Below are 13,859 nucleotides of genomic sequence, written 5' to 3' on the forward strand. Positions count from 1 at the left end.
TATCAATATTAAGAAAGGAGGGGCTCACTTGTCATCATGTTGATGGCAAGCAAAGCCTGTATTTACAATGAAAACTGCCATTTTTGAAAAAGCTGGTCTGATGACTATTGAAGAGGTACCAAAACCACAATTACAAGCCGATGATGATGTCATTATCAAAGTCGTTCGTGCTTGCGTGTGTGGTTCTGACCTCTGGGCTTATGCCAATGGAGATAAAAAAGCAGCGCATTCGGTCAATTCAGGTCATGAAGCGCTTGGTATTGTCGAAGAAGTTGGCCCTGCCATTACTACTGTTCAACCTGGTGATTTTGTCATCGTGCCATTTACTCACGGTTGTGGGGAATGTGATGCTTGCCGTGCTGGTTTTGACGGAACGTGTGATAACCACCCTGGCTATACAAACTGGTCTTCTGGTTTCCAATCAGAATATGTTCGCTTCCACTATGCTAACTGGGCTTTGATTAAAATCCCTGGGCAACCGTCTGATTATTCAGAAGGTATGGTGAAATCACTCCTTACTTTGGCTGATGTTATGCCAACAGGTTATCATGCTGCGCGTGTTGCTGACGTTAAGCCAGGCGACAAGGTCGTTGTTATCGGTGATGGTGCCGTTGGTCAATGTGCGGTTATTGCGGCCAAAATGCGCGGGGCTTCTCAGATTATCTTGATGAGCCGACATGAGGACCGTCAGCAAATGGCTTTGGCTTCAGGTGCTAATGCTGTCGTTGCTGAACGTGGCGAAGAAGGTATTGCCAAGGTGCGTAACATTCTCGGTGGTGGTGCGGATGTTGCTCTAGAATGTGTCGGTACGGAAGCAGCTATTGACCAAGCTCTGGGAGTTCTCCACAACGGCGGTCGTGTTGGTTTTGTGGGTGTGCCCCATTACGATAATCGCCCACTTGGTTCAACCTTTTCACAAAACATTATCATCGGTGGTGGTTCAGCTTCTGTGACAACCTACGATAAGCAAATTCTTCTCAAGGCTGTTCTTGACGGGGATATCAATCCAGGCCGTGTCTTTACCCACACTTATTTTCTAGATGATATCAATCAAGCCTATCAAGATATGCGTGACCGCAAAGCCATTAAATCAATGCTAGTCATGGATTAAGTAGTTTCATTCAAAAAAATCCCTCATTTCCACCCACAAGTCATTTCGTTTACGAATAAATAAGTGGGAGGTATGATATGAGGGCTTTTCTTGTTTTAGGGTTATTGACATTAGCAGGCAGATGGTTTTTCTGCCGTGATAAAAAAGGCATTTCTGACAATATCCAATTCATCACCTTGCATGAATTGCTTAATAAAATGGATATGAAAGAAACGTTTTTGTTGTTTATCGGACGCTTGGAACAGGCTGAAACCCAAAGAGGTTTGGACCGTTTGGGACAGATGAACCAAACCGTTTATTTCTTAAATGTGAGTGAGATGGATGCTGTGCTTTATCAGGAATTTGCCAAGGTTTATCGCATTCAAGCGGCAACCCATTTTGCTCAGTTTAATGGCAAGCACCAGTTTGTGACGGCTAATGCCCTGACAGTTGATTTGGCGTATTTTAACTATCTTTAAATCTCCATTGGTTTGCTTTACGGTTTCTATAAGTAAACGTTTAGGTTTCATTAAGCTAGACCGCTTATACTATAATCATTCCTAATAAACTTTCTTTTTCATAGCAGTGGCTTTAATCACTGATTGAAGTTATTGTTTGGTGAGTGATAGGTATCCTAGCCTAGAACTCCCATAAATCTCCTAATGCACCTCAACGCTTGGCGTTGAGGTTTTTTGTGTCTATTGGGTCTTTTTAGACGTCAAATAGTTTTCTAATAATTTTTTCTGTGGGGTTGCCATGGGATAGTCGCTCAAAGCGTCTTTTTTCACCCAGCGCAGTTCTTTGCCTTTCGTCAATTGTGGTGAAGCGACGGTGCCTTCAATCAATGTGACGGTCCACTTTTGGTGGCTAAAGGTATGTTTAACAGGCGTGAAAGTGGCCGTACTCCAAGTTGGGTGTATGTGGTAACCTTCCTCAAAGTCTGCCTTTTTATCAGTTTGTTGGTCAGGCATTTCCAAGATAGGAAAAGACCAAAAGCCTCCTAGCAATCGTTCCTCGGTGTTTTTTTCCATGAGAAATTCCCCGTCAGCATTTCGGATGACAAAAGCAGTCAAATCAAGCGGTTTAGGCTTTTTCTTAGGCAATTTAATGGGGTATTTGTCATAGGTACCGTTTAGGTAAGCCGCACAGAAAAAGCGAATTGGTGATTCATGTGGTCGTGGGTTTTTGGCAGATTCAATGTCGGTTCCCAAATCCATCAAAGCTTGGTTAAAGTCCCCAGGACGGTCAGGGTCAATGAGTTTTTCCATCACAGCTTGAAAAATCTTCCGATTTTTAGGGTCACCGATATCGTAGTTAATTTCAAAAAGCCTAGCCATCACGCGCATCACGTTGCCATCCACAGCTGGTTCAGGCAGACCAAAAGCAATACTTGCAATAGCTCCAGACGTGTAAGGTCCAATTCCTTTCAAAGAAAGAATGTCCTTGTGGTTGGCTGGAAACTGCCCGCCAAATCGCATCATGATATCCTGTGCAGTTGCTTGCATATTGCGGACACGAGAATAATACCCCAGTCCTTCCCAAGCCTTCAAGAGCTTTTCTTCAGGAGCGTTTGCCAGACTTTCAATGGTGGGAAACCAATCTAAAAAGCGCTTGTAGTAGGGAATAACCGTGCGGACCTGTGTCTGTTGTAGCATGATTTCAGACACCCAAATCGCGTAAGGGTCCTTGGTTCGTCGCCAAGGCAAATCCCGTTTTTCTTGGTCGTACCAAGCCAACAAAGTGCGGCGAAAGGACAAAATGGTATCATCCTCCCACATCTCAATACCGTAATCTTTTAAATCAATCATGCGTTTATTGTATCAAAGTTTTTAGGCGGATAGTAGCAAAAGCGACTTATCGAAAAAAATAGACAAAAAAAGCAGCAAAATTCTTGACAATTGTAATCGGTTACATTATAATAAAAGTGTAAAGAAGGATGACAGATAAAACAAGATAAGGAGGTAATGATTCTTATGTTGAAACATCATGTCGCTCGGTATAAAAACGGAGATTAGTCTCCAACTTGGATTTAGGTAGGCAGGGATAACCTTATGAAGGTGGTGGACTATATGAGGTTTAATCTAGGACGCTATAAAAATGGTGATTAATCACCCTAATCGTAAACGAGAAATCTTGTAACAAAGTACATTGGAGGGATGCCTTATGTTGATGGTTAATGTAGGACGTTATAAGAATGGAGATCAATAACGGCATAAAACGACGTTATTTCTAAAGGGAGTGGTGCCATATTTTAGAAGAAATGGTGTTGGAAGCAGACGATTAGATACGGCTAGATGGAAAAAGCAACCGGTTGACTTTTTCGCTAGTAACAATAGTAATCGATAGGGCTTCTAATCATATTGCTTCCATGTTTGATAAGACAAAAGATAGATATGAAAGCAATTCATGTTAGGAGTTTTAAAGTAGAGCAAGTTAAGCCAAAGTGGCGACGAGTCAATCGCTCTTTTCGGATTAACAAACATTAGTAGGAGTGAGTCCAATGTAAAATGAGGCTTCTGATTTGAAAGAACCCACGGAGGTGCAATATGATGAAGATGAATGTAGGCCGTTATAAAAACGGTGACAATTAACTCTAGTGTACTCCCATGACAACTCTATGAGATATAAATAACCCTAAAAAAGCAATAGTGAAAATCACTTATTAATGACAATAACTTAAAAACGTTGACTAAAGAGCATTCTAGCTACTTTCTAGAGTGCTTTTTTGATGCTATCAAAGAAAAGTCTAGAAAAGCAAAATAGCAGTTCTAGTCTTTTTCTTTTGCGGGGCTTTTGTGATACCATAATAGAGATAATAACTGATCTTCGACAAGTACAAGGTGCAGTTCGTTCGTTTTTATGTTAGAATATTTCTGATACACCTAACAGATTTGTTAAGGACAGCTAACTTTTTCAATTGGTTTAAGGTAAGAAGGTATGGATACAGTATTTACGAGTAGAAATAAGATTAGGCTAATACTATTAGCGCTTGTTATGGCTATTCTAGTTGGTTTAGGCGCTATTGTGTTGCATGATCTTTTTGATTTTCTTTGGGAAGACATTTTACACACCGTGCCAGCGCTGCAACGTAGCGGCATTGTTTTGGTTTCTGGTTTGCTAAGTGCTTTGGGGTGGTATTTTCTTCAGAGGCAAGGAAGACGTCTAATTCCTTTGAAAAAGCAAATTTCACCTCAATCAGAAATAGAAGAATATCCCCCTTTTTGGCGACAATTAGGGCATTTGTTTTTGCAAGTTATCACGGTTGGTATGGGGGCGCCTGTTGGTAAAGAAGTGGCTCCGCGTGAATTAGGGAGTTTGTTCTCAACGCATTTGGTTAGAAAAATTCCGCTAGATAGTGACCAGCGTTCGGTTTTGGTGGCGAGTTCGGCGGCAGCAGGTTTAGCAGCCATTTACCAAATTCCTTTTGCCAGCTTGATATTTGTCTTTGAAGTGCTTGGCATTCCTTTGACGGCTATAAATGTGGTGGTGGCTTTCATCACGACTTATGGAGCGACAGCTATTGCCCACTTGAGAATTAGCGATGCACCGCTTTACCATGTCAATCCTCAGCCTGTGACTTGGGTGACTTTTGTGGTGACGGTTATTTTAACCTTTGCGACCATACCTGTGGCGCGTTTGTTTAGCCGTATTAGTAAACACGCCAGCCAAAATCGCACCAAAGATAGTCGCATTTTATGGCAATTGCCTTTGGTTTTTGTCCTTCTTGCTGTGCAAAGTTATCGTTTTCCAGAATTGCTGGGGAATGGGGCACCTTTGGTGCAAGCTGGATTTGACAGCTTGAGTTTGCCTGATGCCTTGGTTTTATTTACATGTAAATACGCCATTGTCTTACTTTGCTTGAGATTTGGGTCTTACGGTGGGACAATGACGCCATCGATTTCACTGGGAGTTGCTTTTGGAGAGGTGGTGTGCTTGGTGGCTGCTCTTTTTGGTTTTAATGACCCATCTCAAATCTATCTAGCCGTTGCTGCTTGTAGTTTCTTGGGAATTACCATGAATGCACCGCTAACAGCAGGTATGATTGTCTATTCTTTTATTGGTTTTCCAAAAACCTATCTCTTTCCTGTTTTGTTAAGCATTGGCTTGTTGCTGCTTATCAAATGCCGTAGAGATGCCAGTAAGGATACTGAATCAGAAACCTTTATCCCTTTACCTGACGGTTCACAATTGCATTATCAGATTGTCGGTGAGGGTGAAACCTTAGTCTTTTTACACGGTAATAACGGCAATTACCATTACTTTAGCAAACAAATTCCTTATTTCTCTCAAAAATACCAGTTGGTTTTGTTTGACAGCAGAGGTCATGGGCAATCAACTAATGAAAAGGCGGTCAATTCCTTTGATTTGATGGCAGATGATATTGCTTATGCGCTGAAGGAATTGGGCATCGACAAGGCTATTTTCATTGGTTATAGTGACGGGGCAAACTTGGCTTTGACTATTGCTTTGAAATACTCTGACTTGGTGACAGGTTTGGTCTTAAATGCTGGAAACATTCGCCTGTATGGTGAGAAATGGTATGCTGGATTGTCCACACACGTTTTGTACCGTGTGATGAAGCGATTGTTGCCGTATTTCCCACAATTGGAAAATTATATGATAAATATGCGTTTGATGATGGAGGATATGCCCATTCATCTGAATGATTTAGCTCGTGTTACCGTTCCATCCTTGGTCTTGATTGGTGGATGGGACTTGATTTCTTATGAGCATTCGCTTGAAATTGCTAATCATCTTGGTAATGGTCATTTGGTTTCAGTACCATTTCGTCTGCACAATATGGCTTACCTCAGTCCCAAACGTTTTAATAAGGAAGTGAATCACTTTTTGACGCAACTAGAGGAGAATAAGAACGCATGAAGAAAGTCATCAATTTTTTCAAAACCAATGAATCCAAGATCAAAATAGGATTTAGTTTATCGATTTTCATCTTGGTTTTAGTCGAATTTTTCCGATTGTCTAAAACCATTTCGTGGCCGACCTTACAGTCAGCCTTTGCTAGCATTCCCCCTTTCAATATCGTTCTAATGATTTTGATTGGCTTAGTGGCCGTTATGCCGATGATTGGTTATGACGTTATTTTCAACCGTTTGCTTGGGACGTCGCACTCTAAAAAGTACATTATTGAAAATAGTTGGAGTATCAACACCATAAATAATATGATTGGTTTTGGTGGAATTATAGATGTTGGTTTGCGTCTAGCCTTGTACAGTGACGGCATTGACAACGGGAAAAGCATCAAGGTCTTGTCCCGTCTGCTCCCTTATTTTAGCTCTGGTTTGTCTGTCTTATCCACAGTGATTTTGCTGTTTGCAGGGTTGTTCACAGAAGGCTCCTATCTACACCGTTTTTTGATTATTTTTGTGGTAGCAGCCTTTTATTTCCCAGTCGTCTTGTGGATATCATCAAGGGAAAACCTCACCTTTTTTGGTAATGTTGAGCGAAAGGTGCGTTTGGAATTAACTTTGATTTCTGTTTTGGAATGGTCAGGTTGTGTTGGGTCATTCCTTGCAGTTGGGTATTTGATGGGCTTCCATTTTTCAATTGTCCAAGTTGCTGGAGCTTACATCTTAGCCATTTTGTTTGGGATGATTTCTTTCATTCCTGGTGGAATCGGAAGTTTTGATTTGACTATGATGACAGCTTTGACCATGATGGGATTTGCCAGCACTGACGTAATTTTGTGGACCTTGCTTTACCGTATGGTTTACGATATTTTGCCATTTGCCCTTGGGGTGGTGCTATTTGTTAAAAATCTTGGTAAAACCATCAACGACCACTACAAAGGCATTCCAAAAGAATTAACCGTTACTTTGCTAAGACGTTTGATTTATGGTTTGGTGGTTTTGTTTGGGATTTTCCTCGTGTTATCAGCTACCATTCCAGAGAAGGTCAATCAAATTCACTGGTTGAAACAGATGAATCCTATTCATGCCAACCTCATTTGGCAATTTCCAAGTATCTTAATCGGAAGTCTTTACATTCTTTTAGGGCGTTCTTTGTTAGAGCGCGTGCGTCAAGCACTGCCTTTTGGCATTGGGCTCATTTTCGTGTCGCTTATTTGGATAAATGCCAAATCCTTTAGCAATTTCACGTCGCTTTATTTGATTATCTTGTTACTGTTATTGGTTTTCTTCAAAAATAACCTGACTGTTGACCGTTTGATTTATTCTTGGGAATCCTTGCTGAAAGATAGCGTGATTTTTCTAGGCTTAATCATTAGCTACCTTTTCCTAGGCATGCCGCATTATTTGATTCATCACAAAGAAATTTTACAGCTTAATAAATTTGCCATTTCTTTCCTTGGAACGATTATTGTCGTGGGTATTTGCTACACGATTATCGTGCACCTTTTGCGAAAGAGCTCTAAGAAACTAGGCGAGTCTTTCGATGCGGAAGCCTATCGTCAGTTTTTGGACACACATGGCAACACCTCTGATAGCTTTTTACCATTCTTGGGGGACAAGCAGCTGTTTTGGTACCCTAATAAACCAGAAGCAAGTGTTGTGCTTCAATTTTCACTGGATAATAACAAAGCCGTGGTGATGGGCGAGCCGATTGGCGATAAGGACAACTTCCAGCCTGCTATCAACGCCTTTATCCGAGCAGCTAGGGACCTCAATTATTCGCCAGTCTTTTATGAAATCGGTCAAGAATTGACCCTCTACCTGCATGAATGTGGGTTTGAATTCATGAAATTTGGGGAGTCTGCTTTGGTTCATCTGCAAGATTTCACTTTGACGGGTAAAAGCAGCAAGAGCTTCCGCCGTGCCCTTAACTTTGTGGAAAAAGAAGGCTTCACATTTGATATTATCCAACCGCCTTATGCGCCTGAGCTAATCACACAGCTTCGCAGCATTTCAGATTCGTGGCTGGATGGCCGTCAGGAAAAAGGCTTCTCACTAGGTTTTTTCAAGGAAGATTACTTGCAAATGACGCCGATAGCTTTGGTACGTAATGACAAAGGAAAAATCGTGGCTTTTGCCAACATTATCCTAGCTGAAGAAGAATCTGTTGTTACCGTTGATTTAATGCGTTATGACAAGGAAGAAAGCCCATCTGGCGTTATGGATTACCTCTTTATTTCTCTCTTCTTGCACTACAAGGAAGAAGGCTACCGCTACTTTGATTTGGGCATGGCGCCGCTATCAAATGTGGGAATCAATAAAGACAGTTTTATCCAAGAACGCATTGGTTTCCTTGTTTATTCCTTCACGTCACGTTTTTACTCGTTTGAAGGATTGCGTAAATACAAGCAAAAATTTGCACCAGAATGGCAACCACGCTACATTAGTTACATGAAATCATCATGGTTAGCCTGTGATTTATTAGCGATTTACCGTATTGACAATCGCACACTAGACCAAGATTAACGTATCCAACCTCTTGCTCTTATGCCTGTTGGGCAGAGTTTAGAGGTGGGTACGTTTTTTTTAAAATATCAGAACCTATGTCTTTACTTTTTATGTGAAAAGTTGTAATATGCCTATGTAATTTTGTTTGCTAATTTATTTATTAAAAGAGAGGATATTTATTATGTTAGGACATGACATTTTGAATGATCCTTTTTTGAATAAGGGAACTGCTTTTACTTTGGAAGAACGTAAAGAACTTGGTTTAGTTGGTTTACTTCCTCCAAAAGTTCAAACCATAGAAGAACAAGCAGAACAAGCGTATGCTCACTATCAACGTAAATCATCGATTTGGAAAAACGCCATTTCTTGATGGAATTTTTCAACACAAATAGAACCTTGTTCTACTATTTGTTTAACGAACACGTTGTTGAATTTAACCCAATTGTTTACGATCCAGTTATTGCAGAATCTATCGAACAATACAGTGATTTGTTTGTTGATCCGCAATATGCGGCTTTCCTTTCTGTTGAACACCCTGAAGACATTCTTGATACCCTTAAAAATGCAGCAGGCGATCGTAATATCCGCCTTATCGTTGTAACCGATGCAGAAGGTATTTTAGGTATTGGTGACTGGGGTACACAAGGTGTGGATATTTCAGTCGGAAAATTGATGATTTACACAGCAGCAGGTATTGACCCTAAAACGGTTTTACCAGTTGTCATTGACGCTGGTACAGACCGCGAAGAATTATTAAACAACCCATTTTATCTAGGAAATCGCCACAAACGTATCCGTGGTGAAGCTTACTACGACTTTATCGACCAATTTGTTAAAGAAGCTGAAGATTTGTTCCCTGATTTGTACTTGCACTGGGAAGATTTCGGACGTAGCAATGCGTCTGTTATCCTTAACAAATACAAAGATAAAATCCCAACATTCAACGACGATATCCAAGGAACTGGTATCATTACTCTAGCAGGTATCTATGGTGCGCTTGATATCACTGGTGAAAAATTAACAGACCAACGTTACTTTTGCTTCGGTGGAGGAACAGCGGGTGCAGGTATTGCCCACCGCGTTCTTTTGGAAATGATGGAACAAGGCCTTACAGAAGAAGAAGCTTACAGTCGTTTCTACATGGTAGATAAACAAGGTTTGCTCTCTGATGACATGGATGATTTGACACCAGAACAAAAACCATTTGCACGTAAACGTTCAGAATTTGAAAACAGCGAAGAATTAACCGAACTTTCAAAAGTGGTCAAAGCGATCAAACCAACTATTCTTGTCGGTACGTCAACACAACCTGGTACCTTTACACAAGAAATCGTTGAAGATATGTGCAGCTTTACAGAACGCCCAATCATCTTCCCATTGAGTAACCCAACTAAATTGGCTGAAGCAACTGCTGAGGATTTGATTCGTTGGTCAGATGGTAAAGCCTTCGTTGCGACTGGTATTCCAGTAGCAGATGTAGAATACAAAGGTGTTTGTTACCAAATCGGTCAAGCTAACAATGCCTTGATTTACCCAGGTCTTGGTCTAGGGGTTATGGCTTCTAAAGCAAAATTATTGACTGATAAAATGATTGGTGCAGCAGCTCACTCACTTAGTGGTTTGGTTGACTCAGGTAAACCAGGAGCACCTGTCTTGCCACCAGTTTCTCGCTTGACAGAGTTCTCTATCTACGTTGCCAATGCCGTAGCCAAAACAGCACAAGAAGAAGGTTTGGCACAAGTTGACGGTGATATGGAAAAAGCCGTTCAAGACATTAAATGGTATCCTAACTACTAATTTAGGGGGTATCAGGAGATGAGTATTTTAACATCAATTGAAAATATTTTACCCATTATCTTTATCATTGCCCTAGGTTTTTACCTCAATGAAAAAGGCTGGTTTGGACCAGACTTTGGTGGGAATGTTTCTAAACTTGTGATGAACATTGTTTTACCTGCCTCAATCTTTGTATCGGTTTTGAAATACTTGACCTTAGATAAATCTCTTGCACATTCTAGGATAATATAGTATAATTATTTATTGTGAGTATGCCTCACTTACTCGTGTCCAAGGATGCGAGTCATTAGACCAAAAGGAGGAAATATCAATGGCTAAATACGAAATTCTTTATATTATTCGTCCAAACATTGAAGAAGAAGCTAAAAATGCTTTGGTAGCACGTTTTGACTCTATCTTGACTGACAACGGTGCGACTGTTGTAGAATCAAAAGACTGGGAAAAACGTCGTCTTGCATATGAAATCAAAGATTTCCGTGAAGGACTTTACCACATTGTCAATGTTGAAGCTGAAAACGCTGAAGCTCTTAACGAGTTTGACCGTCTTTCAAAAATCAACGGCGACATTCTTCGTCACATGATTGTTAAACTTGACGCGTAAGAAGGTGTGTTATGATAAATAATGTAGTACTTGTTGGTCGTATGACCCGCGATGCAGAACTTCGTTACACCCCATCAAATCAAGCTGTTGCGACTTTTACCCTAGCGGTAAACCGCAACTTTAAAAACCAAAATGGTGAACGCGAAGCTGACTTTATCAACTGTGTGATTTGGCGTCAGCAAGCAGAAAACCTGTCTAATTGGGCTAAAAAAGGCACATTGGTTGGTATTACAGGACGTATTCAAACCCGTCACTATGAAAACCAACAAGGTCAACGCGTTTACGTAACAGAAGTAATTGCAGATAATTTCCAAATCTTGGAAAGTCGTGCTACACGTGAAGGCCAATCAGGTGGTTCTTACAATGCTGGTTACAATAACCAACCATCATTTGGGGATAATTCACATGATAGTGGTTTTTCATCACAACCTTCACAACAAACACCAAATTTTGGTCGCGACGAAAGCCCATTTGGCAATTCAAACCCAATGGACATTTCAGACGACGACCTTCCATTCTAAAGTATGGAATGACCAAGTTTATCGGACTTGAAACACTATAATATAAAGGAGAATACACATGGCTCAACAACGTCGTGGCGGATTCAAACGCCGTAAAAAAGTTGATTACATCGCAGCTAACAAAATTGAATATGTTGATTACAAAGATACTGAGCTTCTTAGCCGTTTCGTATCAGAACGTGGTAAAATTCTTCCACGTCGTGTTACTGGAACATCAGCTAAAAACCAACGTAAAGTAACAACAGCTATCAAACGCGCTCGCGTTATGGCTCTTATGCCATTCGTAAACGAAGACTAATTCGTTGTGATGACGCTAAAAACGACTTCCTTGTGAAGTCGTTTTTTGTATGATCAAAAGCATCAAAAAAACCTCTCACTTTTTAAAAGTGAGGGGTTTGACTGTTAAGCTTGTGGCGTCATAGCGCTAAGGATGTTGTAGCGTTTTTGAAGATAATGACGTCCAAGTAGAGCAGCAGCTCCGATGATAAGCATGACAACTGCTGGCAATTGTGGGTTGAGGGCAAGTGGTAAGAAGGCTGTTGCCGTGTAAACCAATACCCAAGCCATCATTGAAAGTCCGATAACAAGGATGGTTTTACCAAAGCCAGGACGCTCGCTTTTTGGTTTGCCAGCGTGGCGGTAAATAAAGTAGTAAGTGACATACATAGCAGCCCCACCACCAAAACCAAGGGCGATAAGTGAGAGCAAACCAAAGCTTGTTGCTGACGTGCTAAAGAAAGCCATAACAGCATTTAAAAGGGCTACGACGCCGATGAATAATAGTGATGTATCCAACCACATCAACCAAGGGTTATCGTTTTTCTTTTTGTTAGCGTCTTGGGTTTCTGATTCTTGTGTTGTGAAAGAAGCAGCCCAAGTTGTTGGTGCGCCAAGAAGTGAACGGGCGGTAATCCCTTTTTTCTGATTTTCAACGATGGTTGGTAAAACATCTGCTAAAATAGCTTTGATTTCCTCATCTGATTTGCCATCACGAATCAACTGATTGGTAGCAATGTGAATGAATTCTTGATTCTTTTTAGTAAGCTGATTGAGATCCATTAGGTCTATTCTCCTGTTTTTTGAAATAACAAATGATTAAGTGTATCCAGTAATGTCTTTACATCAAGAGAAATTACTAGTTAGAGAAAACAAATGATTTACTTTCTCTAACTAGTAAACACCCTGCGTCAAATGATTAGGATTTAACAAGAGGGTGTGGGGCAATTCATTCATTAGAACCACTTCTTTCTAAAGAAGTAAATCACGACAGCGGCACTCATAGAAGCGGCGATAAAGACGATGTACCAAAAGGCATGAGGTAAACCGTTTAGCGGTAGCCAGTTGTTTTGGAAGTTCATACCATAAGCTGAGAAGATTACGGTTGGAATATCCAAAATCATGGTCATGAGGGCGAGTGTCTTCATGATGGTGTTCTGGTTGTTGTTGATGATAGAGGCTGTTGTTTCGGTCATGGCATTCAAGACATTTTCGTAAATGCCAGCCATTTCGATGGCCTGTTGCGTTTCAATCAAGGTGTCTTCCAGCAAATCTTCGTCTTCAATGTACTTTTTCAAAGAACTGTTGCTGCTTGAGAGTTTCTTGACAATACGCTCGTTGAATTTTAGAGACGCTTTCAAGTACACGATAGATTTTTCCAACTCCATCATGTCGATGAGTTGCTCATTGCGTGTGGCATTTTCCAGTTCGGCTTCGATACGGTCGCTTTGGCGGTCGATAGAACGAAGAGCAGTTAGGAAAAGCTCAGCATTGCGATAAAGCAATTGGAAAACAAAGCGTGTTTTCATGAAAGTGTAGAAATTTTTCGCACGGCGATTGAAAAAGTTGTCAAAAAGGGTCAACTCTTGCAGACAAGTCGTAATAACGGCATTTTCTGTCACGATAATTCCCAAAGGAATGGTGACGTAGTAACTTTTGTTGTTCCTCTCTTCATAGGTCGGTACGTCAACGATGATGAGAGTGTAGTTGTCCTCAACGGCAATACGTGAGGTTTCTTCGAGGTCAAGTGGTGCACGTAGGTCAGTGATATCAATGTTGAACTGTTCAGACAGCCTCACTGATTCTTCCTGGGAGGGGTTAACCAAGTTAATCCAAGCGCCTGGCTCGAATGTATTGATTTCTTTAAATTCTAACGCTGTTGATAGAAACATTTGTTCCATAAAAACAACCCCTCCTTTTTACCTGAGATACAGGATTTGACATTTCTTTCACTATCAGCCAAATCGTGTTCTAAATTTTTAGCCTGTAAAAAGACACTGTTTTTCATAACGAAAAAAGGAAAATTTACATACTCTCCTATTATACTACAATTCGGAGTTTTTTGGGAAAGTAAGTCACAGAAAATTTGTTATAATGAAGATGGAACATGTGGAAATGCCTAATTAGAAAGGATTATCAGTTCTTATTAGAGGTGCGCTACTATTGAGATATGGCGGCGGACTGGAACTGCTGGTTGA

The 13,859-nt window shown here is 40.7% G+C and carries 10 protein-coding genes and 2 pseudogenes; 9 read left to right on the plus strand and 3 right to left on the minus strand.

Annotated elements, in window-relative coordinates:
* Window positions 1-67 precede the first annotated feature (67 nt).
* Together B3R79_RS04025 and B3R79_RS04030 are read left to right on the plus strand one after the other, a co-directional pair.
* A complete protein-coding gene (locus B3R79_RS04025) occupies window positions 68-1,111 on the plus strand; it encodes an alcohol dehydrogenase catalytic domain-containing protein (RefSeq protein WP_293693906.1) in 1,044 nt (347 codons plus the stop codon).
* A 77-nt stretch (window positions 1,112-1,188) separates the two neighbouring features.
* Complete coding sequence (locus B3R79_RS04030; RefSeq protein ID WP_168260362.1) at window positions 1,189-1,569, plus strand: hypothetical protein; 381 nt, start codon at window positions 1,189-1,191, stop codon at window positions 1,567-1,569.
* A 219-nt stretch (window positions 1,570-1,788) separates the two neighbouring features.
* Here the strand turns inward: B3R79_RS04030 and mutY are convergent, their stop codons facing one another.
* The gene (mutY, locus tag B3R79_RS04035; RefSeq protein ID WP_293693908.1) at window positions 1,789-2,898 is read right to left on the minus strand and encodes an A/G-specific adenine glycosylase; all 1,110 of its coding nucleotides are present in this window, start codon (window positions 2,896-2,898) and stop codon (window positions 1,789-1,791) included.
* 1,129 nt (window positions 2,899-4,027) lie between these two features.
* Between mutY and B3R79_RS04040 the strand changes: the two genes are divergently transcribed.
* The 7 genes and pseudogenes from B3R79_RS04040 to rpsR all read left to right on the plus strand — a co-directional run bounded on the left by B3R79_RS04040 (window position 4,028) and on the right by rpsR (window position 11,683).
* Window positions 4,028-5,971, plus strand: a complete 1,944-nt coding sequence (locus tag B3R79_RS04040) for an alpha/beta fold hydrolase (protein ID WP_293693910.1) — start codon at window positions 4,028-4,030, stop codon at window positions 5,969-5,971.
* Entirely contained in the window at window positions 5,968-8,484 is a 2,517-nt protein-coding gene (mprF, locus tag B3R79_RS04045; protein ID WP_293693912.1) for a bifunctional lysylphosphatidylglycerol flippase/synthetase MprF, read from the plus strand. The genes B3R79_RS04040 and mprF overlap by 4 nt, the downstream gene beginning before the upstream one ends.
* Window positions 8,485-8,647: 163 nt before the next feature.
* A pseudogene (locus B3R79_RS04050) lies at window positions 8,648-10,263 on the plus strand (malolactic enzyme).
* Window positions 10,264-10,281: 18 nt separating this feature from the next.
* Window positions 10,282-10,482, plus strand: a pseudogene (locus B3R79_RS04055) (AEC family transporter); the annotation flags it as partial.
* 91 nt (window positions 10,483-10,573) lie between these two features.
* Complete coding sequence (gene rpsF, locus B3R79_RS04060) at window positions 10,574-10,864, plus strand: 30S ribosomal protein S6 (protein ID WP_154454941.1); 291 nt, start codon at window positions 10,574-10,576, stop codon at window positions 10,862-10,864.
* 11 nt (window positions 10,865-10,875) lie between these two features.
* Window positions 10,876-11,385 (plus strand): single-stranded DNA-binding protein, encoded by a 510-nt coding sequence (locus B3R79_RS04065; protein WP_168260366.1) that lies wholly within the window; start codon window positions 10,876-10,878, stop codon window positions 11,383-11,385.
* 58 nt (window positions 11,386-11,443) lie between these two features.
* On the plus strand, window positions 11,444-11,683 hold the full coding sequence (gene rpsR, locus B3R79_RS04070; protein WP_000068664.1) for a 30S ribosomal protein S18: 240 nt from the start codon (window positions 11,444-11,446) through the stop codon (window positions 11,681-11,683).
* Between the two features lie 104 nt (window positions 11,684-11,787).
* Here rpsR and B3R79_RS04075 read toward each other — a convergent pair whose 3' ends face one another.
* Together B3R79_RS04075 and B3R79_RS04080 are read right to left on the minus strand one after the other, a co-directional pair.
* On the minus strand, window positions 11,788-12,444 hold the full coding sequence (locus B3R79_RS04075; protein WP_154454939.1) for a DUF1129 domain-containing protein: 657 nt from the start codon (window positions 12,442-12,444) through the stop codon (window positions 11,788-11,790).
* Window positions 12,445-12,617: 173 nt separating this feature from the next.
* Window positions 12,618-13,562, minus strand: a complete 945-nt coding sequence (locus B3R79_RS04080; RefSeq protein WP_168260367.1) for a magnesium transporter CorA family protein — start codon at window positions 13,560-13,562, stop codon at window positions 12,618-12,620.
* Between the last annotated feature and the right edge of the window lie 297 nt (window positions 13,563-13,859).

Origin of the sequence: Streptococcus sp. UBA3373 (assembly GCF_002360305.1) — a bacterium.
GTDB lineage: Bacteria > Bacillota > Bacilli > Lactobacillales > Streptococcaceae > Streptococcus > Streptococcus alactolyticus.